Genomic DNA, 22635 nt, shown 5'->3' with positions numbered 1-22635 from the left:
TATCCCTCCTGCGAGAATGAGATTGAGAACAACGGACTTCATTGCGTTGATCGAAATGATCCAATCAATAAAGCGAACCCCTTGAAGCTTTCGCCTCAAGGGGTTCGCCGCTATACCTGTACAGCTATTACTTAACTTCGATAGAAGCGCCTGCTGCTTCAAGTTTTGCTTTGATTGAGTCTGCTTCTTCTTTAGCAACACGTTCTTTGATTGCTTTAGGAGCGCCATCAACAACGTCTTTCGCTTCTTTCAGGCCAAGACCTGTGATTTCGCGAACTGCTTTGATAACGTTGATTTTGGAAGCGCCAGCGCTAACCAAGATTACGTCAAATTCAGATTGCTCTTCAACCACAGCTGCTGCTGCGCCGCCGCCAGCTGCAACTGGTGCTGCTGCTGTTACGCCGAATTCTTCTTCGATTGCTTTAACCAGGTCGTTCAATTCAAGAACGTTCATGCCTTTAATGGCTTCCAAGATTTGCTCTTTACTCATGAGATAAACCTCCAGTAGTTTGTTTTATTATTTGGTAATAAGATGTCCGGCAAGCCGAACTTAATCATACGAATCTTAAGCCTCTTGCTTCTCAGCCACTGCTTTAACAGCAAGGGCGAAGTTGCGCACAGGAGCTTGAAGGACGCTGAGGAGCATGGAAAGCAAACCTTCGCGTGACGGAAGATCCGCCAATGCTTTGATTTGATCCGCGTTAAACACTTGCCCGTCAACAACGCCGCCTTTCAATTTCAAAGCGTCGTTTTTCTTAGCGAAGTCAGCCAAAATTTTAGCTGGAGCAACTGCATCTTCTTTACTGAAAGCGATAGCCGTTGGGCCTGCCAAAATAGCATCAAGTTCAGTCAATTCAGCATTCGCAGTAGCACGGCGAACCAAGGAGTTTTTCAATACTTGAAACTCAATGTTCGCTTCACGCAATTGCTTACGCAGCTCAGTTACTTGCTTCACGTTCAATCCACGGTAATCAGCAACAACTGAGGAGGAGCTTTCGCGAAGTTTCGACGTAATCTCACCAACAGCCAGTTCTTTACCTTGGATGATTTTTGCGTTTGCCATAATGTACACCTCCCGTTATGTTATCCACATCCCGATTGCTGCAGCGGATTCCTTTCCCGCGATGCATGAGAAAGGCCTCCGCAGACATTGCGAAGGCCATGATGGTCCGTATATCATTTCAACCATAAAGGCGAAAAGCTTACAAACACGTTTATCATAACACCTCGGTAGGAAATTAAGCCTCCCGGCACCTACTGTCTACGGTATGCATATTCAATTCTTAGTTCCGATCCTCTTAACGGTATACAGAAACGTTAAGACGAGCGCTTGGGCCCATCGTTGAGGAAACGGCGATGTTTTTCAGGTAAACCCCTTTAGCAGCTGCCGGTTTCGCACGGTTAAGCGCATCTACCAGTGTACGAAGGTTTTCGTTCAGCTTATCTGCATCAAACGATACTTTACCGATTGGCGCATGGATTTGACCTGCTCTATCGAGACGGTACTCGATTTTACCGGCTTTGATCTCTTGCACGGCTTTAGTAACATCAAATGTTACCGTACCCGCTTTCGGATTCGGCATGAGACCTTTACCACCGAGAATACGTCCGAGTTTACCAACTTCAGCCATCATGTCCGGAGTAGCGACGCAAACGTCGAATTCGAACCAGCCTTGTTGGATTTTCGCGATTACATCAGCATCGCCGACATAATCTGCGCCTGCAGCTTCTGCTTCTTTGGCTTTTTCACCTTTTGCAAAAACGAGAACGCGTTTTGTTTTACCAGTACCATGCGGAAGTACAACTACCCCACGAACGGCTTGGTCTTGTTTCTTAGGATCTACGCCCAAACGAACAGCAACTTCAACTGTTTCGTCGAACTTTGCAGTAGCTGCTTTCTTAACGAGTTCAATGGCTTCCAATGACTCATAAGCAGCTTCGCTGTCAATTAGCTTTACAGCTTCTTGATATTTTTTACCGTTCTTAGCCATGAAAATCTCCTCCTTGTGTGGTAATAACGGAAAATCCTCCATTGATGGAGATCCTCCCACCCGAGCGAGACCATAAGTCCCCTCAGTCAGACAACGCCATCTGGCGTGCCCTGCAGCAGCAGCGAGAATCGAATTAGTCCTCGATTACTACGCCCATACTGCGCGCTGTACCTTCAACCATACGCATAGCTGCTTCAACTGAAGCTGCGTTAAGGTCAGGCATTTTTTGCTCAGCGATTTCACGCACTGTTGCACGTTTAACTGTAGCAACTTTCTTCTTGTTAGGCTCACCAGATCCTTTTTCAATCTTTGCTGCGACGCGAAGAAGAACAGCAGCTGGTGGAGTCTTAGTGATAAATGTGAAAGAACGGTCTTCAAATACCGTAATCTCAACCGGAATGATCAAACCAGCTTGGTCGGCTGTACGAGCATTAAACTCTTTACAGAACGCCATGATGTTTACACCCGCTTGACCTAGCGCAGGACCGATCGGCGGAGCCGGATTCGCTTTACCCGCATTAACTTGCAGTTTTACCATCTTGATGACTTTTTTTGCCATGTTGACACCTCCTTGCCAGAGTAATCCACATCGTCATAATGACATTACATCATTACAACTATACATGTTGTTAGACAGTTATGGAACCGTTAAATCTTTTCCACTTGCGTGTAATCGAGTTCAAGCGGCGTTTCCCTGCCAAACATGTTAACATGAACCTTCAACTTGCTTTTGTCGAGCAGAATTTCTTCCACCGTACCGACAAAATTAGCGAATGGTCCAACTTTGACGCGAACTGTTTCCCGCAAATCGAATTCGATTTTCGGTTTCGGCTCATCAATACCCATGTGACGCAAGATTCCTTCCACTTCATCAGGCAGCAGCGGAGTTGGCTTCGAGCCTGAACCTGTCGAACCGACAAATCCAGTAACACCAGGTGTATTGCGAACAACATACCAAGAGTCATCGGTTTGAACCATTTCTACGAGGACGTATCCAGGGTAAACTTTACGCATGACGACTTTTGACTTGCCGTCTTTGTTCACCACTTCTTCTTCCATCGGAACGAGCACGCGGAAAATTTTATCTTCCATGCCCATAGATTCAACACGCTTCTCTAAGTTCGCTTTTACTTTGTTTTCATACCCAGAATAGGTATGGACAACGTACCATCTTTTTTCCATTTCTTTTTCCATAACAAGCCACCCTTGGCCCCTTCTTAAACAATCAGTTCGACCAGTGCGGAAATTCCAATGTCAAGCACCCAAAAGTAGATCGTAACCGCTATAATCGTGATCAAAACAACGAGTGTATAGCTTGTCAGCTCTTTCCGGCTTGGCCAGCGGACTTTCTTCAATTCTGCGAAGCTGTCGGTAAAGAAGGAAAACGTCGATCCGAAGCTTTGCTTCAGTTTAGCTAAAAATGCCACGTCCACACCTCCAATTGACCTATCTAGTTTCGCGATGAGGAGTATGTTCGTTACAATACTTACAGAACTTCTTCATCTCGATGCGGTCTGGGTGATTCCGTTTATTCTTGCTTGAAGCATAGTTTCTTTGTTTGCAGTTTGTGCAAGCCAACGTAATAATTACCCGCATTGCTGTACACCTCCCGAACAACCATAAATAAAAAAAGTTTGAAGCGTTTGTATGTGGAACTCGCCTGATTCAGTACCCATCATAAAAAAAGACCTAATTTAGGGCTACCTAAAACACTTTATCATAAGCAATAGGGGAGTGTCAACGTGAAACTATTCGTAATCCATAACATTCACTTGGTAATTTCCACCCTGCACACAGGCATTTCCGCACAGCAAATAGACCGTTTTCCGACTCTCGCTTTGCTCATTATTTCCAGCCAAGCCTCTTTTCAAACCATCAATCTACTATCGCAAATAAAAAAGAGCCGCGAAGGCTCTCTAACAATCGAAATTAATTGGTTATGTCCCGCACTTCGAGATAACGCTCCAATTTACGTTTAACCCGTTGAAGCGCATTATCAATTGACTTCACATGACGATCCAAATCTACCGCGATCTCCTGATAGGACCGGCCATCGAGATAGAGCATCAGAACTTTGCGTTCTAAATCGCTCAAGATCTCTGACATCTTGTCTTCAAGACCTATAAATTCTTCTTGATTGATAATTAATTCTTCCGGGTCAGAAACCCTCGTCCCGCAGATAACGTCAAGCAGCGTTCGATCGGAGTCTTCATCGTAGATGGGCTTGTCCAAAGAAACATAAGAATTCAGAGGAATATGCTTCTGCCGCGTCGCCGTCTTAATGGCTGTAATGATTTGGCGCGTTATACAGAGCTCTGCAAACGCCTTGAAGGACGCAAGCTTATCGCCTTTGAAATCTCGTATTGCTTTGTATAATCCTATCATTCCTTCTTGAACAATATCCTCGCGGTCAGCCCCAATAAGAAAGTAGGAACGCGCTTTAGCACGGACAAAATTCTTGTACTTATTGATTAGATATTCCAGCGCTTCACTTTCACCTTCACGAACCGCTTCTACAATGTCTTCGTCCGTTCTGCAGTCAAAGTCCAGCGTTTTCCATTCTTTGAGGTCGATGCTCACGAACAATCCCTCCGGTTCGAAAGGCGTACATTCCGTAATACTAAAGCTATAATCTAATTTGACGACTTACCATCTCATTCAAAAAAGAGATCCTATTCATCACACTAATAGGACAAATTGGTTTATTCTACCGTTCTCTCAAAAGAAACATAGACTCAGTATACATTATGTAACCTTGAAGCGTCAATCAAGTTCATGTCGAATGTTCGTTAATTATCTAGCAATTCTGGAATTTTCCCCCGTATAATGAACGGTTAATGTCAGAAAACATAACATAAATTTCTAACCATTAACCATCATTAGGTTTGGCCTCTTCTCCATCTCTCGAGTTGAGTTTTAACTTCTAAACTAAGGTTATTATTCAGTTCATTGCGCGTTTTCATTTCGTAATCCATTGATTTTTCAATCGCTTTACGATTTTGTTGAATATTAATAAGGAGTTCTCTTGCTGAAATACGCAATGCCCCTTTACCAAAGGCCACATGCTGCTCCACTAAATCAGAGGTTGCCACATACAGATCGCGGCTGCGCATGGCCAGCTCCGAGGCAAGGCGTTCGATGCATGCATCCGCCGTTTCCTTTTCCTTTGTGTAGACTACTGTTATGCGGTATTGACTGAAGGTCGATCCGGTTCCCGGAACTTGATGTGCGTCGAACACAACGATGACCTCCATCCCGGTATAGCCTTGATAATCTGCGAGCATTTCCAATAACCGATCACGCGCATCTTCCAGTTGATTATCCCGCAAAGATGCCAGCATAGGCCATGCCCCAATCATATTGTAGCCATCGACAAGCAGCACATCCTCACGACGGCGCATGGTTAGCGGCTTTGGCGCTGACGCACCACTTCGTACATCAACACACCGGCTGCAACCGAGGCATTCAGCGAGTTGAGCCGTCCATTCATCGGCAGTTTGATGAGGAAATCACATTTTTCCTTGATGAGTCGCCCGATCCCCTTACTCTCGTTGCCAATGACAATGGCCAGCGGCATATCAAAGCTTGTCTTTGAGACAAACATATCCTGCGATGCCCCAACGTCTGCTCCCGCAATCCAGATTCCCGCTTCTTTGAGCTTATCGATTGTCTGCGCCATATTGGTAATGCGGGCAACCGGTACATACTCCACTGCTCCGGCGGAGATTTTGGATACCGTTGCGGTCAACGAAGCTGAACGGCGTTTAGGTATAATAACTCCATGAACACCTGTGCATTCCGCAGTCCGCAGGATTGAACCTAAGTTATGCGGATCCTCAATCTCGTCCAGCAGCAACAAAAATGGCATTTCGCCGTTCTTGCGCGCATCTTCCAATATCTCATCTATTTCGTAATAGCGGTAAGCTGCCGCTTGAGCGACAACACCTTGATGATTCACGCCTCCGACCATCTGATCCAGCTTGCGCTTGTCCGCAAACTGAACGATGATTCCCGCTTTCTTCGCTTCTGCAACAATAGGCGCTGCATTCTTCTGTGCTTGCTCCGCGATCCAGAGCTTATTAATTTCACGGCCAGACCGAATGGCTTCCATGACCGGATGCTTACCGGCTATCCATTCTTGCGATTCATCATGTTCCTGATCGTGCTCAGTCATTCTTCTTCCTCCTTAAACGTGGCCTTCGCCCTCAACTTTGTTCATCGAAAGCTACCGCCATCAGTTCGCGCAGCCGTTCACTTTGTTTGGAATAATATAAAAACCCGATCAAGCACTCCAAAGCGGTCGCTTGCCGATAATCAGCCGTATCCGCATTTTTGGGAGGCGTACCGGATTTGGCGTTGCGGCCGCGGCGTACCACATCTGCTTCCTCCTCGCTCAGCAGGGGCTGCCACTTCTCGAGCAGCACCCGCTGTGCTTTGGCTGATACAAATTGGGTTGCCTGTTTATGGAGGTGATGAAGCTTATGATTAGGCTGTGAGACTAAATATTGTCTCACCAGCAGCTCAAAGACGGAATCTCCGATATAGGCCAGAACGATCGGGTTAAGCAGCTGCACTGGTTTGTTTGGTGAATGAATCCACCAGCCTTGCTCCATGACATCCATCATTTGCGTCTCCAACGAATACCCTGCGGGGTATCCTCCAGTACGATTCCCTGTTCTGCCAAGAGGTCGCGAATTTCATCGGCACGCGCCCAGTTCTTCGACTTGCGCGCCTCGACTCGCTCCACAATAAGCGCATCAACGTCCGCATCCAGCAAACCTTCTTTGTGCAAGGCCGGCAGCAGTCCAAGAATTTGATCGAAGGATTCAAACGTATCCACAAGGAGCTGCAGGCTCTCAGCCGATACAATAGGTCTTTGCAAATGCTGATTCGTTTCGCTTACAAGATCGAATAAAGCCGTAATCGCGTCCGGTGTATTGAAATCATCATCCATCTTCGTTTGGAACTGCTCCTTGATAGCTTTCACTCTACCGCGAAGCGCCTCTGTTTCCTCATCATCCGTACTTACAGCTACGGATAAACGGTGATGCAGATTAATGACGCAGTTAATGACACGATCCACGCTGTTCTCAGCCTGTGCGATTGTTTCTTCACTGAAATTAAGCGGGCTGCGATAATGAGCGGAAAGCATAAAATAGCGGATGACCGCAGGCTTTAATCGTTTCACAAGCTCATTTACCGTAATTCCGTTACCCAGTGATTTGGACATTTTCTCATTATTGATATGAATGTACCCATTATGCATCCAGTAACGGGCAAGCGGCTCTCCTGTTAAGGATTCCGATTGCGCGATCTCGCATTCATGATGCGGGAATTGAAGATCATGACCGCCGCCATGGATGTCTAATGTATCACCCAAGTATTTGCGCGCCATCGCGGAGCATTCAATATGCCATCCCGGGCGACCCGCTCCCCATGGGCTTTCCCAGTAGATCTCCCCTTGCTTGGCTGCCTTCCAAAGCACAAAATCCTGCCCATTCTCCTTGCGTGCATCAACGCCTATACGAATCCCAAGCTGAAGCTCATCCATATTCTGATGCGATAATTTCCCGTAATCGGTAAACTTGTTCGTACGGAAGAATACATCGCCGCCGTTCTCATAGGCGTAGTTTTGATCGACCAGCTCCTGTATGAACGCGATAATTTCATCCATGTTTTCCGTTACGCGCGGATTCAGTGACGCTTTATGAACACCGATGGCTTCTATGTTCTCGTTGAATGCATCAATGAATTTCTCCGCCACTTCCGGTACCGTTACATTCAGCTGCTCCGCCTTGCGGATTAATTTATCATCCACATCTGTAAAGTTAACCACATATCTGACTTCATAACCTGTGGATTCCAAGTAGCGGCGCACCACATCAAAAAATATTACCGGACGCGCATTGCCAATATGAATATAGTCGTATACCGTCGGTCCGCATACGTACATTTTCACTTTACCCGGCTCAAGCGATTCAAATACTTCTTTCTCACGGCTCATTGTATTATATATGCGCAGGCTCATTTTCTTCTTTCTCCTCCAGCTATGGTCTGCTCTTCCCATTCAGGCAACTCTTGCTGTTCTTCCCCTTGCATCTTCAGCCGCATTGATTCCATTTCAGCTTTCAAATCATAAATTTCCTTCTGCATCGCACGCAGCATTTCGATAACCGGATCGGGAAGCTTCGTATGATCAAGCCGATCCCTAACCCGCTCCCCATTCCGCTTTACAATCCGTCCAGGATTTCCAACGACCGTACTGTTGGAAGGGACTTCCCGAAGAACAACTGAATTAGAACCGATATTAACATTGTCCCCAACTTCGAACGATCCAAGAACTTTTGACCCTGAACCGATGACAACATTATTACCGATGGTGGGATGGCGTTTCCCCTTTTCTTTACCCGTACCGCCAAGCGTGACACCCTGATAAATAACGACGTTATTCCCAATCTCACATGTTTCACCGATAACAACACCCATACCATGATCAATAAAAAGACCATCCCCGATTCTCGCACCCGGATGAATTTCAATTCCCGTGAAAAATCGGCTCACCTGTGAAATCATGCGGGCAACCGTGTACCAGTGCTTCTTGTAGAAATAATGTGCAATGCGGTGCGCCCAAATGGCATGTAATCCAGAGTAGGTGAATACCACCTCAAATTTATTGCGAGCGGCCGGGTCATTGTCAATCACAGTCTGAATGTCGGATTTCAAATGACGAAACATGGTCAAGACTCCTCTCAAACTTCCACGTACCTGGGAAAATAAATAAAAGCCTCTGCAGCCCAACGGCTGCAGAGGCGTCATTAACGCGGTTCCACTCTGCATGGGACTGTCCATTGTCAACGAACGATAACGGAATCCCATCTCAAGATCCTTAACGCGGATCATTCGTCACCACCTACCCCATGCAGCAAAGCTTGATGTTATCAAGCGTTGGCACGGTTCAATAGTGCAGCTCCCAGGCGCAATGTTCATTTCAAGGATTAAACGACTCTCAGCCATTCTTACGAAACTTGCATGCATTTACAAAAAAGCAGCAGCGGCTCCGCTCAAAAGGTCGCCCTCTCTGATAATGCCTCTTACGAAAATGAACGTTCCTGTTCAAAGCTTTGTACTTAGAATTAAACATCGACTCAAATAAAGAAGTATTTCAAGTATAGCTGACTGTCGAATAACTGACAAGTACCTTGGACAGGCTTCCTTCAATTCCTAGCGAAAATAAACTTTAGCCCAGACGAAGGCGAATCCGCTCTTCCACCTTGGATTTACCAAGCAGCACGATAGTCTGGTTAAGGTCAGGTCCGTGAGTTTGTCCAGTAAGCGCTGCACGAATCGGCATAAACAGCTGCTTGCCTTTAAAACCAGTCGACTGCTGAACCGATTTAATCGCCGCCTTGATGCTGTCCACCTCTAATGGATCAAGGCTAGCGATCTGCTCAGCAAATGCAAGCAATACCGCAGGCACCTGCTCTTCAGCAAGAACGGCCGCAGCTTCCTCTTCATCCGTTACCTCGGTAAGGAAGAACAGCTCAGTAAGCGGGACGATCTCGGCTGCATAACGGAGCTTATCCTGATAAAGTGCAACCAGACTGGATGCCCAAGCTCTTGCATCAGCATCCAGATTCTCAGATAAGCGGCCTGCTTGCTGAAGGTGCGGCACGCACAGATCAACGACGCGGGGAAGCTCCGTTTTCTTGAGATATTCGTTATTCATCCAGCTGAGCTTATTCGCATCGAATACAGCAGGACTTTTACTTAGGCGGGACGCATTGAATACCTGAATGAGCTCATCGCGTGTGAAAATCTCCTGTTCACCTTCCGGCGACCAGCCGAGCAGTGCAATAAAATTAAACAACGCTTCAGGCAAATAGCCGAGTTTATCATACTGCTCAATAAACTGAACAATCGACTCATCACGTTTGCTAAGCTTCTTGCGCTGATCATTGACGATAAGCGTCATATGACCGAATATTGGCGGCTCCCAGCCGAAAGCTTCATAGATCATCAATTGCCGGGGCGTATTGGAAATGTGATCTTCACCGCGGAGAACATGACTGATCGCCATCAAATGATCGTCAAGCGCAACGGCGAAGTTATAGGTCGGAATCCCATCTTTCTTCACGATGACAAAGTCACCGGTGCCTTCCGTATCGAAGCTGATTTGCCCTTTAACGAGATCGTTGAAGCTGTAGGTCTTTCCCTCAGGAACACGGAACCGAATGCTCGGAATGCGCCCTTCCGCTTCAAACGACTGCCGCTGCTCCTCGGTAAGGTTACGGTGCTGTCCGGAATAACGCGGCGTTTCACCGCGTGCCGTCTGCTCTTCCCGCTCCTTCTCGAGCTCTTCTTCGGTGCAGTAGCATTTGTAAGCAAGGCCGCGGTCCAACAGCTCCTGCCAATATTCTTTATAGATATCAAGTCGCTCCGTTTGGCGATAGGGTCCATATCCTCCGCCGATGTCGACACTTTCATCCCAATCGATGCCAAGCCACTTTAGATAAGTTAATTGACTCTCTTCGCCTCCCGCAACATTGCGTTTCACATCCGTATCCTCTATACGAATAATGAATTTGCCGCCAAGATTGCGTGCGAATAAATAATTAAATAAGGCCGTTCTTGCATTACCAATATGTAAGTGCCCCGTCGGCGAAGGTGCATAACGCACCCGGATCGGTTGTGTCATGATACTCATACCCCTTCCGTCATTTAGCGTATTGCACGATCATAGCATAACCTTTACAAGGCAGACAACCGATTGTGCGGCGATTCCTTCGCCTCTTCCGGTAAAACCAAGCTGCTCTGTCGTCGTGGCTTTCACATTGACCTGTGATAAGTCGTCCGCCTCAAGTACATCTGCGATGATCTCAATCATTTGCGGAATATATGGCGCCATTTTCGGCCGCTGCGCGATAATGGTGGAATCCACGTTGCCGAGCTTATACCCGCGTTCTTTGACCAGCTTCCAGATATGCTGCAGCAGCTTCAAGCTGTCTGCATCCTTGAAGGCAGGATCCGTATCGGGAAAATGCTTGCCGATATCCCCAAGCCCTAATGCTCCCAACACAGCATCACTAATGGCATGCAGCAGCACATCCGCATCCGAGTGTCCAAGCAGCCCTTTCTCATAGGGCAGCGTTACGCCTCCAATAATACAAGGCCTTCCCTCAACCAGCTGATGTACGTCAAACCCTTGTCCTACCCGAATCATCGTTCCTTATCCCCTCTCCCGTTAAGCAAGAACTCCGCCCAAGGCAGATCCTCAGGTGTTGTAATCTTAATATTTGTGTACTCTCCCTCTGTAACGGACACAGGAACACCCAGCCGCTCCACGAGCATAGCATCATCCGTTCCCAGAAATCCATCCTGCTCAGCATGCTCATGCGCCTGAATTAGCAGGGAACGTCGAAAAGCTTGCGGCGTTTGAATCGCCCACAAGCTTCGACGGTCCGGAGTCGCTATAATGACGCCGGCTTCATTCACTTGCTTGATTGTATCTTTCACAGGTACGGCCAGCACAGCGGCCTCAGTGCTAAGCGCTGCTGCCATGCAGGTACGAACCGCCTTAGCGCTCACAAGCGGGCGAACGCCGTCATGCACCATAACCCAGCTGCCAGTCAATGCCTGCAGCCCGAGCCGTACAGAATGCTGACGCTCGCTGCCCCCTTCGAGTACCGCCGTTACTTTTGTCAGACGATACGCTTGAACGAATGCTTCGCAGCGTGCAAGATCCTGGGCACCTACGACGAGAACAATCTCTATAACTTCATCCATATGCTCGAATAATTCAAGTGTATGCACGATGATAGGCTTGTCCTTCAGCAGCAGGTACTGTTTACTCTCTACTGTGCCCATTCTCGTTCCGCGGCCCGCTGCAACCACGACGATGCCCCAACCTGACTGTGCTGCCTCCATGCCTTTCAACCGCCTCGCTGTAACGTAAGACGACTGCCGGAAACCGGCGAATCATCATCCGTGTACTATCATACCGTGTTACAGCGCTTTTTCCAACAACTTCGGCTTTGCAAAAATCATCCGTCCTGCAGAGGTCTGCAGCACGCTTGTCACCAGCACTTCCATCGTCATGCCGATGTAATCACGGCCGCCTTCTACAACGATCATCGTGCCATCGTCCAAATAAGCGACACCTTGGCCATGCTCCTTGCCATCCTTAATGACCTGAACAACGATTTCTTCTCCAGGCAGGACGACCGGCTTAACCGCATTGGCAAGGTCATTGATGTTTAATACCGATACGCCTTGAAGTTCGCAAACTTTGTTGAGGTTAAAATCATTCGTCACTACTTTGCCGTGCAGCACCTTCGCCAGCTTAACAAGCTTGCTGTCGACTTCCCCATCCTCTACATCGCCTTCATAAATAAGAACCTTAACATCAAGCTCTTTCTGAATTTTGTTCAGAATATCAAGTCCGCGACGGCCCCGGTTGCGCTTCAGCAAATCTGATGAATCCGCGATATGCTGCAGCTCCTCGAGAACAAATTCTGGAATGACGAGTGTCCCTTCAATAAATCCGGTTTTGCAAATGTCGGCGATCCGTCCATCGATAATGACGCTCGTATCTAAAATTTTATGTTCTTCATAGCTGCTTTCCTCATCGATTTCTGCCGCTTTAACCCTTCGTTCAAAAAAGGTTGAGAATCGCTCAGCGAGTTCTTCCCGTTTACTTAAACCAATCCGCAAACCCACATAACCGAAAAAGAGCGTCATAACAATGGGTATGAATATGCCTGCCCCGGAGAATCCGGAAACAGCCGGGAACAATAGTGCCGATATTGCAAGACCAACAAGCAAGCCGCCAGCTCCAGACATCAGCTCTCCCGTTGGCATTGCAGCCGCACGATCAGCACCTTGCTGCATCCAGCGCAGGAAAGGGGCAGCCAGTACAGTTGCTGCCGCAAGTCCGCAAAGCGCACCGATACCAACATTCAGATAATATCCGCCTGATTGCTGCATCATGCCATACGTTGCATCTGTCCAGATCGCACCCGCGCTCATCCAACTATGTATTTGAGCACCGAGTACACCGCCGAACAGTAAACCGATCAACTGAATTATTCGTTTCATCACATAAATCCACCTCCATTACAATTATGTGCCAATTATTCGCACGTTAATCGTTCGAAAGGGAAGAAACGATTAGAATTTATTAACTTGCGCCCAAAATCGGACAAAACAGGAAAATCCGTTTTGAATTAACCGTCCATCAGGCTTATAATAGGAGATAGCAACGCAATCCTGAAACGAGGTGGAATCGATGGGCGCCCCAACGTTGGAGCAATTCCAGCAGCAGGTATCTGAATTGCTGCTGCGGCATCGCAGCTTACTTGATGTTTTATCGAAATACGGCCAATCCGGCGCTTCCGTTAATCGTGCTGTAGCCAAATCCGTAACGGAATGCGGCTGTATTGAGCTCAATGCACGGAAACAAGAGTATGAAGATGATTTTAATCTGGAGCAGGCCAAAATTAAGCTTCACCATCACATTAATGGCGAACTCTGCGAACATTGCAGAGATGCGATTCAAAATGAGCTGGGCCGTAATTTGTTTTACATGTCTGCAATGTGCAATTTGCTCGGGATTCAGCTTGATAATGTTGTTGCCAATGAGTCTGACAAATGCTCCACTTTAGGATTATTTAATTTAACCTAGATTCTGTTTTTGTTCCTTTCATTAATGGTCTTAAACAAAAACCGCCCTGCTTCATCCGATTAACGGAGAAAGCAGGGCGGTTTTCGTTTAAGACGGCGTATCCCTTTAAGCGCTGTGTTCTGCCGGCTCTTCCGGCAGCTGCGCTTCGATCATCCGACGTTTGCGTTTTCTGCCGGGGAGACGCCGATCAACGTTTTTTTTTAGACCGTACAGCGCATAAAGCACCAAAGGAACGAAAATGATCTTCGATAAATGATGCGGGAACAGAATGCCCAGAACGACTGCAATAACAACAATAATCGGTATGACCCAAATGGCATTTTTGGGAATGCCGACTTTCTTGAAATTGGGATATTTAATGGTGCTAACCATGAGAAATGAAAGAATTAATGTGCTGGCCATAAGAACAGATACGGCAATCTCATGATGAAATAGCGCTAATGTAGCTAGTACACCACCCGCAGCTGGAATCGGCAGCCCGATAAAGTAACCAGGCATGCTGGAAATAACATTAAATCTTGCCAATCGCAACGCTCCGCATATCGGAAACAGTGCTGTTATAATCCAAGCAGGTGCAGGAGTTAACTCTTGAAAAGCAACACTGTACATAATAAATGCGGGCGCAACTCCGAAGGAGATGACATCCGATAGCGAATCGAGCTCTTTTCCGAATTCACTTTGTGCATTGAGTGCTCGTGCTACTCGGCCATCCACGCCGTCCATGAGCATTGCGATAATAACCATCATCGCAGCTACTTCGGGCTTTGCATTTTCAGGAAACACGAGAATTATGGCAACGATACCCAGGAATAGGTTCGCCACCGTAAAAAGACTCGGTATCGACTTCGTAATCATTTTGCTCCACCTCATCTTTACTATGCCCCAAAACTGCTATTTGCAGTAATGCAGCAGTTAAGAAGATCCGGCTTGCGCCTCGCGAATGGGGTTACGGAGGATTCCGTGCCATACACCAAGACGTAGTTAGTTTCTTCCTTATTTATTTGAACCTTAAAATGAAAACTTCTTGCCCAAGTTTTCTGAAATGGAGTGATAGTGTAAGGTCTAAACAACAGACTTCTGCATTCTCACATTGTATGGGATTTAGATTTGTCTGTCAATGAACATCTGCTCTTGGATCCGTTTGAGCCCTTCTTTGATCGCACGCGCTCTGACTTCTCCGATGCCATCCACAGAATCCAATTCCTCGATGGTTGCCATAAGAATATGCGGTAAATTTTCAAAACGTTCCACCAAATTATTCATAATGGCAGCCGGTAAACGCGGGATGCGGCTGAGCAGTCTATACCCCCGCGGTGCAACCATATCCTCTGATGCAGCACTCATTCCTGAATAACCGAGCAGCTTGATGATTTGGGGCAGCTCCAGCAGCTCCTCCGCATTCAGTTTGCGAATGGCAGCACGAATATCGCGGATCTTCTCTTCATTGGCTTCCTTCGCATAATCCTTAAGCAGGAACCACGCTTCTTCCTCCACCCCGCCTACAAGCTCTTCCATTTGCATACTGATCAGACGGCCTTCCGTCCCCAGCTCATTCACGTAACGCTTGATTTCCATTTTGACTCTTATAACCATCTCTACCCGTTTTATGACATGGGCAACCTCCTGCAGCGTAACCATTTCCTCAAACTCAAGCGCAGATAAATTGGTGAAAGACTGATTCAGCACAACCTTATACTTCTCCAACGTTTGAATCGCTTGATTAGCTTTCGTAAGTATGACCGCCATATCTTTAAGTGAATATCGGAGCTGCCCCTGATACAAGGTAATCACATTCCGGCGCTGTGAGATGGAGACAACCAGTTTCCCCGTTTGCTTGGCTACCCTCTCCGCTGTCCGATGCCGAATACCTGTTTCTATGGAAGAGATCGAGCTATCCGGAATCAACTGCGTGTTTGCATACAAGATTCGTTTGCGGTCCTCGCTTAGGATAATGGCGCCGTCCATCTTCGCCAGCTCATACAGATAGTTAGGGGAGAAGTCGCAATTGATAGAAAATCCACCATCGACTACTTCCATCACCTCTGGACTGTATCCAACAACGATCAGTGCCCCCGTCTTCGCACGCAGTACGTTGTCAAGTCCTTCTCGGAATGCCATTCCAGGTGCAACCATTTGCAGCAGCTGGTTCATAATCTCTAGTTGACTAGGCTCTTTCATCATTTCCCCCCTCTATCCAAACGCTGCCGTCAGCGCCTCTGCCACGGTCTCCACGCTAATAATATCGATGCCAGACGGCGGGGTCCAGCCCTTCAGGCTCTTCGAGGGCATGATTACCCGCTTGAATCCGAGCTTCTGTGCTTCCTTTACCCGCTGCTCAGCCCTTGAAACAGCCCTTACCTCTCCGGTCAGTCCGATTTCACCAAAGAATACATCAAATGGCCTTGTCGGAGCATCACGGAAACTGGAGGCAATACTCACCGCAGCCGCCAAATCGACGGCGGGTTCATCCAATCTGATCCCGCCAGCCACATTGAGATAAGCATCCTGGGTTTGAAGGAACATACCCATGCGCTTTTCCAGTACAGCGATAATAAGCGCCATCCGATTATGGTCAATCCCCGTGGACATCCGGCGCGGCGAAGGGAAATTTGTTGTCGTAACCAGTGCCTGAAGCTCAACGAGTACAGGCCTTGTTCCTTCCATACTCGCCACTACAGTAGAACCGGACACGCCTAATGGTCTTTCGGATAAAAATAATTCGGACGGATTGCTGACTTCCCGAAGTCCCTCTTCGCCCATTTCAAAAATTCCAATTTCATTCGTCGAGCCGAAGCGATTCTTCACTGCGCGCAATAGTCGATATGAATGATGGCGTTCCCCTTCAAAATAAAGCACGCAGTCTACCATATGCTCCAGCATCCTCGGACCAGCGATAGCGCCTTCCTTGGTTACGTGACCGACAAGGACAGTAGCAATCCCTTTAATCTTGGCCACACGCATGAAATGCGCCGTGCATTCTCGAACCTGCGAAACACTCCCAGGCGCCGATTGAACCCCTGGATCATACACCGTTTGAATCGAGTCAATAACGAGAAAATCAGGCTGAACCGATTCAATCGCATCATTAATTTGCTCCATATTCGTTTCACACAGCACGTAAAGCTTATCGGTCAGCGCTCCCAGCCGATCCGCCCGAAGGCGGGTTTGGCGTACCGATTCTTCCCCGGAGATATAGAGAACGGTCAGTTTTTTAGAAGCAAGCGCATGAGAGGTCTGCAGAAGAAGGGTCGATTTCCCGATGCCGGGATCTCCACCGACTAGGATTAGCGAGCCTGGTACTACACCTCCGCCGAGAACCCGGTTAAGCTCCTTGAGCGTTGTCTCAATGCGCTGCTCCTCACCACTTTCTATATGTATGATAGGACGCGGCTTTTCTTTCGTCTGAATGATCGAAGAACCCATTCCTTGCGTCTTGACAACAGTCTCTTTCTCTTCAACCATCGTGTTCCATGAACCGCAACCCGGGCATTTCCCCAGCCATTTCGGTGTTTCCGTCCCGCATTCCGTGCACGCGAACTTTATTTTAAGTTTTGCCATATACGGCTCCTTATACTATAACGTATCATTCAAAGTTTACCATTTCTGTCGGTTAGGATAAACCTATTTCTACAGCCAATTAACCGTTTTAAGTAATCTTTAGCTTCCATGATGAAAAAATAGCTTATTGAAAATTCCGCCGTTGCAGCAATTTTCATAGGTAGAATCTTCTAGAAATTTCTCATGGAATACTCTGCTTAATCCGAAAGCTTTAATTCTGTACAACCTTAATGCCATTCATATAGTTTACCAATCCTTAGAACTAGAAACAAATGTTCCGAATCGTTCAAGAGGCGCATAAGGAAAAAACCCTTGCTCTTCTGCCTAATCAAAGGCATTGAACAAGGGCATTTCAACTATCTGATACTTTATTTAGTCGCTGTCTCTTCAGTTGCTTTAACATCCTTCGTTACCGTTAATTCGCCATCCTTCTCATCAATGAAAAGGGTGTCGCCTTTAGCAATTTTGCCGAGAAGCAGATCTTCGGACAACCGGTCCTCGATATGCTTCTGAATCGCACGGCGGAGAGGACGCGCGCCATACTGAGGATCAAAGCCTTCCTTAGCCAGGAAATCTTTCGCCTTATCAGTGAGCGTGTAATCCACTTCCTGCTCGCGAAGACGTTTACGCAGCTCATCGGACATTAAGGTCACGATTTGCGCGATATGCTCTTTATCAAGGGAATGGAATACGATCGTTTCATCGATCCGGTTCAAGAACTCTGGACGGAAGCTCTTCTTGAGCTCAGTCAGCACTTTATCTTTCATGACATTAAAGTCTCGGCCCGCATCCTGCGTCGCAGTAAAGCCAAGCGAGGAATTACGTTTGATTTGATCGGCACCGACATTAGATGTCATGATGATCAGCGTATTGCGGAAATCGACTACGCGGCCTTTTGAATCGGTCAATCGGCCATCCTCAAGCACCTGCAGCAGAATGTTGAATACGTCTGGATGTGCTTTCTCAATTTCATCAAGCAGCACAACCGAGTACGGTTTGCGACGAACTTTCTCCGTCAGCTGACCGCCTTCTTCGTAGCCGACGTATCCTGGAGGCGCTCCAACCAGACGGGAAGTCGAATGCTTCTCCATATACTCCGACATGTCGATGCGAATTACGGCATTCTCATCACCGAACATCGCTTCGGCAAGCGCACGCGCAAGCTCCGTCTTACCGACCCCTGTCGGACCAAGGAAGATGAAAGAGCCCATTGGGCGTTTCGGATCCTTCAAACCTGCACGAGCCCGGCGGATCGCACGCGACACCGCTTTAACTGCTTCCTGCTGACCGATGACGCGGTCGTGAAGAATATCTTCCATTTTTAGAAGACGCTGTGTTTCTTCCTCAGCCAGCTTGCTGACCGGTATTCCCGTCCAGCTCGCGACAACCTGAGCGATATCTTCAGGAGTAACCTCGGAATCGGTACGGCCTTGTTTTTCTTTCCATTGGTTCTTAGTGACATCCAGCTCTTCACGGATCTTTTGTTCCGTATCACGAAGCGCCGCTGCCTTCTCGAACTCTTGGCTTTGAACCGCTGAATCCTTCTCCTTGCGGATATCCTCCAGACGGTTCTCCAGCTGCTTAAGATTAGGCGGAACCGTATACGATTTAAGCCTTACTTTGGAGCTCGCCTCATCGATAAGGTCGATCGCTTTATCCGGCAGGAATCGATCTGTTATATAACGATCAGAGAGTTTAACGGCTTGCACAATTGCTTCATCCGTAATTTTCACCCGGTGATGGGCTTCATAACGGTCACGCAGGCCATGCAAAATTTGAATCGCTTCATCCGGCGATGGCTGATCGACCGTAATTGGCTGGAAGCGGCGCTCAAGCGCAGCATCCTTCTCAATATATTTGCGATATTCATCAAGAGTTGTTGCGCCGATGCATTGCAATTCTCCCCGAGCAAGAGCCGGTTTGAGGATATTGGAAGCATCGATAGCACCCTCAGCCCCGCCTGCACCGATTAGCGTATGAAGCTCATCGATGAACAACACGATATTGCCGGCTTGACGAATTTCATCCATGATCTTTTTAAGACGATCTTCGAATTCCCCACGGTACTTCGTTCCAGCCACGACAGAGCCCATATCGAGCGTCATGACGCGTTTGTCGCGGAGCGTCTCGGGAATTTCACCAGCGATTATTTTCTGAGCGAGCCCTTCGGCAATCGCTGTTTTACCAACTCCAGGCTCCCCGATTAGAACCGGATTGTTCTTCGTTCTTCGGCTAAGCACCTGAATAACGCGCTCAATTTCTTTACTCCGTCCGATGACGGGATCAAGATTGCCATCCTTCGCATAAGCGGTCAAATCACGAGCTAATCCGTCGAGTGTCGGCGTGCTTACATTAGCAGGAGCTCCGTGGCTGCTTGAAACAGCCTCGCTGCTGCCCAGAAGCTGCAGCACTTGCTGACGTGCTTTATTCAAGCTGATACCAAGGTTATTGAGTACCCGTGCAGCAACCCCTTCGCCTTCACGAATAAGACCGAGCAGAATATGCTCTGTACCAACGTACGTATGTCCAAGCTTACGAGCTTCATCCATCGAAAGCTCAATCACTTTTTTTGCGCGCGGCGTGTAGGCTATATTGGTCGGCTGCTCTTGGCCTCGGCCAATCAAAGTTTCTACTTCATCTTGAATCTTCTCAAGGCTTAAACCAAGACCAATCAGAGCTTTGGCTGCGATTCCTTCCCCTTCTCGGTTAAGGCCGAGCAAAATATGCTCCGTACCTATGTTGTTATGACCGAGACGAACCGCTTCTTCCTGTGCTAACGCAAGCACCTTCTGTGCTCGTTCCGTGAATCTACCAAACATCATGTTCATACACCCCCATGATCGGATTTACGATGTAAATGCTGTCGTATAAGTTCTGCACGCCTTATATCTCTCTGCTCAGGAGTCATTTTTTCATTGAATACCTGTTGGAGAAAACCCGGCTGCGTTAAAACCACCATTTCATTCATTACCTGTGGAGATACATCCTGAATCAGACCTAAGTCAACACCAAGTCTAACATCAGACAGCCGCTGAGCTGCTTCCTTCGAGTCCATGATCGTAGCATGGGACAATATACCGTAGGAACGGTATACCCGATCCTCCAGCCGAACCCGGGACTCATTCAGCATACGCAGACGTGCCGCTCTTTCATGTTCAATGATTTGCTTAGCGACGCTGTGCAGATTCTCGATAATCTCGTCTTCTGACTGACCTAATGTGATCTGATTGGAGATTTGAAACAGGTTGCCAAGCGCCTCGCTGCCCTCGCCATACGTACCGCGTACTGCCAGCCCCACTTGGGTGATTGCTGATAAAATGCGGTTAATTTGCTGAGTCAGCACAAGCCCTGGCAAATGCATCATGACGGACGAACGAATACCGGTACCGACATTCGTAGGGCAGCTTGTTAAGAAACCTCTTCGCTCGTCAAATGCATAATTAGCGACTTCTTCATAAATATCGTCAATGCGGCTTGCAAGCTCCCATGCTTCTTTTATTTGAAACCCGGGATATAAGCATTGAATCCGCAGATGATCCTCTTCATTCACCATGATACTTACGGATTCATTCGCACTGAGTATAACCGCTCCGCTGCGTGATTCATTCGCAAGATTGGTGCTGATCAAATGTTTCTCCACAAGAACTCTTCGTTCAAGCTCGGTTAGATCGGTTAATTCTATCGTATCAAATTCACCGAGATCATTTAATTTACCTGTCTCAGCAACTGATGTCAGCTGTTCCATTACTTCATGAGCTTGTTGATTGGTTGCCAGCATCGGAAATGGATGGCCTCGTAAATTACGGGCGATTCGTATACGGCTGCTGATGACGATGTCCGCATCAGGGCCGGTTCCCTTCATCCAATCACTCAATGCCTCGTCTGCAAAAGATCGTTTTGTCATCCCGAATCCTCCATCCTAAGGGCACCTACACATCTGCTACATTTCGTTCCAGCTCACGAATCCGGTCGCGGATTTGGGCCGCATCCTCAAATTCTTCACGATCGATCAGCTCATGTAAATTCCGTCTGAGCTCTTCAATTTCTCGCTTGAGCTGAATCTGTCCGCCGGTACGCTTCGGAATTTTGCCCACATGAACGGTATTGCCATGCACGCGCTTGAGTATCGGATCTAACCTGCTGCCAAACTGTTTATAGCAGTTGCTGCAGCCAAAACGTCCCATTTTGCTAAACTGGGTATAGGTCAGCCCGCATTCCTCACAACGGATTTGTGGGGGCTTAGCTCCAAAACTGCTCGGTTCAAAATCGAGTAAGCCTGATAACAGACTGTGGATCGAAAATCCGTTCGAAGCGCCCGGAATTCCTTCACCTTTTTCCCTTGCACATGTTTCGCAAATGTGAAACTCCGTCTTCTCTCCATTTACAATCTTCGTAAAATGAAGTGTCGCCGGCTTCTTGCCGCATTCCTGACAAAGCATTCCGCACAATCCCTCCTCTTGCAAGGCTAAGAAGAAATCGTAATCACCCTCGCTTAACTGGGGTTATGATGTTCTTCCCTTAAAAATATAAGCTGGATCATCGACCATTTCTTATATCTCCAAGGCGCGCAGTTTTACTTGATAAGCAGTGTTATCAGCATTGCTCTTAGAAGCCTTGCCCGAATTTCGTCACGCAGCGGGAGTTTGACTGCAATGGAGTCGCGGGATATCGCTGCCCGAAGCAAATTTGCTTCCCGGCGAGTAATGAATTCCGCTTCCTCCAGCTGATAGATCAATCCCTCTGCCGCACCTTGATCCACCTGATCGCCAATTGTATGTACAATATGGCCTTGAAGAGCGGTTAGTGAAGGAAGTTCAACACGTTGGATACGAATATAACCGCCTCCGCCTCGCTTACTCTCCACAAAATAGCCCTTTTCCAGTGTGAATCTCGTGCTGATGACGTAATTGATCTGGGACGGAACACATGAGAAACGTTCTGCCAGATCATTGCGCTGTAGTTCAACTGCGCCATCAGAGCTTTCCTGCAGCATATGCTTCAAATACTGCTCAATGAGATCGGAAATGTTGCGCATTTCGCCAACCTCCCTAAGTTGCCAAAACAACCAACGGCTACTTCTACCGTTAAAGTCTAAATCGTCAAAGTTTTTAGTTAAATTGACTTTGACTTTCTTTGACTTTAACTTTATTATACGCAATTTTTTCAAAAGGTCAAGTGGCTTCATGCTCCAGGTTCCCTTATTATCTTGGGCGGATCACGCACATTTATACCTGAATTCGTCGCATAGCTTATAAATATCAGCATATTGTTTCTGGGAGGATATAGATGGATATCATCTCTTCATCATATATTACGCACATGCGAGGTAAACCGAAACCAAACAACAAAAAACCGACCGCATGACTGCGGTCGGTTGTTCGTGCTTGGCGACGTCCTACTCTTCCA

25 protein-coding genes and 1 other annotated feature are annotated in these 22635 nt (G+C 47.5%); of the genes, 1 reads left to right on the top strand and 24 read right to left on the bottom strand.

Annotated elements, in window-relative coordinates:
• Nucleotides 1-127: 127 nt before the first annotated feature.
• The 17 genes from rplL to ACFPYJ_RS28595 form a co-directional block, all read right to left on the bottom strand.
• Nucleotides 128-490 carry a 50S ribosomal protein L7/L12 gene (rplL, locus tag ACFPYJ_RS28675; RefSeq protein ID WP_379191673.1) on the bottom strand — a complete coding sequence of 121 codons (363 nt, stop codon included), beginning with the start codon at nt 488-490 and terminating at the stop codon, nt 128-130.
• Between the two features lie 75 nt (nt 491-565).
• The gene (gene rplJ / locus ACFPYJ_RS28670; RefSeq protein WP_379191672.1) at nt 566-1063 is read right to left on the bottom strand and encodes a 50S ribosomal protein L10; all 498 of its coding nucleotides are present in this window, start codon (nt 1061-1063) and stop codon (nt 566-568) included.
• A gap of 58 nt (nt 1064-1121) precedes the next feature.
• Nucleotides 1122-1285, bottom strand: a sequence feature (ribosomal protein L10 leader region).
• Between the two features lie 13 nt (nt 1286-1298).
• A complete protein-coding gene (gene rplA, locus ACFPYJ_RS28665; protein WP_379191717.1) occupies nt 1299-1991 on the bottom strand; it encodes a 50S ribosomal protein L1 in 693 nt (230 codons plus the stop codon).
• Nucleotides 1992-2124: 133 nt separating this feature from the next.
• Nucleotides 2125-2550: a 50S ribosomal protein L11 gene (gene rplK, locus ACFPYJ_RS28660; protein ID WP_379191671.1), complete on the bottom strand. Its 426-nt coding sequence runs from the start codon at nt 2548-2550 to the stop codon at nt 2125-2127.
• A gap of 89 nt (nt 2551-2639) precedes the next feature.
• Entirely contained in the window at nt 2640-3173 is a 534-nt protein-coding gene (gene nusG / locus ACFPYJ_RS28655) for a transcription termination/antitermination protein NusG (RefSeq protein ID WP_379191716.1), read from the bottom strand.
• A gap of 35 nt (nt 3174-3208) precedes the next feature.
• Complete coding sequence (gene secE, locus ACFPYJ_RS28650) at nt 3209-3418, bottom strand: preprotein translocase subunit SecE (protein ID WP_379191670.1); 210 nt, start codon at nt 3416-3418, stop codon at nt 3209-3211.
• Between the two features lie 19 nt (nt 3419-3437).
• Nucleotides 3438-3587, bottom strand: coding sequence for a 50S ribosomal protein L33 (rpmG, locus tag ACFPYJ_RS28645; protein ID WP_090583192.1), 150 nt, complete (start codon nt 3585-3587; stop codon nt 3438-3440).
• 333 nt (nt 3588-3920) lie between these two features.
• Nucleotides 3921-4571, bottom strand: coding sequence for an RNA polymerase sporulation sigma factor SigH (sigH, locus tag ACFPYJ_RS28640; protein ID WP_379191669.1), 651 nt, complete (start codon nt 4569-4571; stop codon nt 3921-3923).
• Nucleotides 4572-4870: 299 nt separating this feature from the next.
• Nucleotides 4871-5392: an NYN domain-containing protein gene (locus tag ACFPYJ_RS28635; RefSeq protein ID WP_379191668.1), complete on the bottom strand. Its 522-nt coding sequence runs from the start codon at nt 5390-5392 to the stop codon at nt 4871-4873.
• A gap of 2 nt (nt 5393-5394) precedes the next feature.
• Nucleotides 5395-6165, bottom strand: coding sequence for a 23S rRNA (guanosine(2251)-2'-O)-methyltransferase RlmB (gene rlmB / locus ACFPYJ_RS28630; protein ID WP_379191667.1), 771 nt, complete (start codon nt 6163-6165; stop codon nt 5395-5397).
• 31 nt (nt 6166-6196) lie between these two features.
• Nucleotides 6197-6616, bottom strand: coding sequence for a Mini-ribonuclease 3 (locus ACFPYJ_RS28625; RefSeq protein ID WP_379191666.1), 420 nt, complete (start codon nt 6614-6616; stop codon nt 6197-6199).
• Nucleotides 6613-8019: a cysteine--tRNA ligase gene (cysS, locus tag ACFPYJ_RS28620; RefSeq protein WP_379191665.1), complete on the bottom strand. Its 1407-nt coding sequence runs from the start codon at nt 8017-8019 to the stop codon at nt 6613-6615. Before cysS ends, ACFPYJ_RS28625 begins: the two co-directional genes overlap by 4 nt.
• Nucleotides 8016-8726 (bottom strand): serine O-acetyltransferase, encoded by a 711-nt coding sequence (cysE, locus tag ACFPYJ_RS28615; RefSeq protein WP_379191715.1) that lies wholly within the window; start codon nt 8724-8726, stop codon nt 8016-8018. Before cysE ends, cysS begins: the two co-directional genes overlap by 4 nt.
• Nucleotides 8727-9228: 502 nt before the next feature.
• Complete coding sequence (gene gltX / locus ACFPYJ_RS28610; RefSeq protein ID WP_379191664.1) at nt 9229-10686, bottom strand: glutamate--tRNA ligase; 1458 nt, start codon at nt 10684-10686, stop codon at nt 9229-9231.
• A gap of 39 nt (nt 10687-10725) precedes the next feature.
• Nucleotides 10726-11211, bottom strand: coding sequence for a 2-C-methyl-D-erythritol 2,4-cyclodiphosphate synthase (ispF, locus tag ACFPYJ_RS28605; RefSeq protein WP_379191663.1), 486 nt, complete (start codon nt 11209-11211; stop codon nt 10726-10728).
• Nucleotides 11208-11915 carry a 2-C-methyl-D-erythritol 4-phosphate cytidylyltransferase gene (ispD, locus tag ACFPYJ_RS28600; RefSeq protein ID WP_379191662.1) on the bottom strand — a complete coding sequence of 236 codons (708 nt, stop codon included), beginning with the start codon at nt 11913-11915 and terminating at the stop codon, nt 11208-11210. The genes ispF and ispD overlap by 4 nt, the downstream gene beginning before the upstream one ends.
• A 78-nt stretch (nt 11916-11993) precedes the next feature.
• On the bottom strand, nt 11994-13085 hold the full coding sequence (locus ACFPYJ_RS28595) for a PIN/TRAM domain-containing protein (protein WP_379191661.1): 1092 nt from the start codon (nt 13083-13085) through the stop codon (nt 11994-11996).
• 190 nt (nt 13086-13275) lie between these two features.
• Here ACFPYJ_RS28595 and ACFPYJ_RS28590 point away from each other — a divergent pair, with 190 nt between their 5' ends.
• Nucleotides 13276-13671 carry a nucleoside triphosphate pyrophosphohydrolase family protein gene (locus ACFPYJ_RS28590; protein ID WP_379191660.1) on the top strand — a complete coding sequence of 132 codons (396 nt, stop codon included), beginning with the start codon at nt 13276-13278 and terminating at the stop codon, nt 13669-13671.
• A gap of 105 nt (nt 13672-13776) precedes the next feature.
• Here the strand turns inward: ACFPYJ_RS28590 and pssA are convergent, their stop codons facing one another.
• From pssA to ACFPYJ_RS28555, 7 genes are all read right to left on the bottom strand, one after another.
• Nucleotides 13777-14526 (bottom strand): CDP-diacylglycerol--serine O-phosphatidyltransferase, encoded by a 750-nt coding sequence (gene pssA, locus ACFPYJ_RS28585; RefSeq protein WP_379191659.1) that lies wholly within the window; start codon nt 14524-14526, stop codon nt 13777-13779.
• Nucleotides 14527-14772: 246 nt separating this feature from the next.
• Nucleotides 14773-15849, bottom strand: a complete 1077-nt coding sequence (disA, locus tag ACFPYJ_RS28580) for a DNA integrity scanning diadenylate cyclase DisA (protein ID WP_379191658.1) — start codon at nt 15847-15849, stop codon at nt 14773-14775.
• Between the two features lie 12 nt (nt 15850-15861).
• The gene (gene radA, locus ACFPYJ_RS28575) at nt 15862-17229 is read right to left on the bottom strand and encodes a DNA repair protein RadA (protein ID WP_379191657.1); all 1368 of its coding nucleotides are present in this window, start codon (nt 17227-17229) and stop codon (nt 15862-15864) included.
• 368 nt (nt 17230-17597) lie between these two features.
• A complete protein-coding gene (locus ACFPYJ_RS28570; protein WP_379191655.1) occupies nt 17598-20051 on the bottom strand; it encodes an ATP-dependent Clp protease ATP-binding subunit in 2454 nt (817 codons plus the stop codon).
• Nucleotides 20052-20053: 2 nt separating this feature from the next.
• Entirely contained in the window at nt 20054-21133 is a 1080-nt protein-coding gene (locus ACFPYJ_RS28565; protein ID WP_379191654.1) for a protein arginine kinase, read from the bottom strand.
• A 25-nt stretch (nt 21134-21158) separates the two neighbouring features.
• Nucleotides 21159-21668 (bottom strand): UvrB/UvrC motif-containing protein, encoded by a 510-nt coding sequence (locus ACFPYJ_RS28560; RefSeq protein WP_379191653.1) that lies wholly within the window; start codon nt 21666-21668, stop codon nt 21159-21161.
• 134 nt (nt 21669-21802) lie between these two features.
• Entirely contained in the window at nt 21803-22264 is a 462-nt protein-coding gene (locus tag ACFPYJ_RS28555; protein ID WP_379191652.1) for a CtsR family transcriptional regulator, read from the bottom strand.
• Between the last annotated feature and the right edge of the window lie 371 nt (nt 22265-22635).

Origin of the sequence: Paenibacillus solisilvae, from assembly GCF_042656405.1 — a bacterium.
GTDB classification, from domain to species: Bacteria; Bacillota; Bacilli; order Paenibacillales; family Paenibacillaceae; genus Paenibacillus_Z; species Paenibacillus_Z solisilvae.
This window is presented reverse-complemented; position numbering and strand designations above follow the sequence as displayed.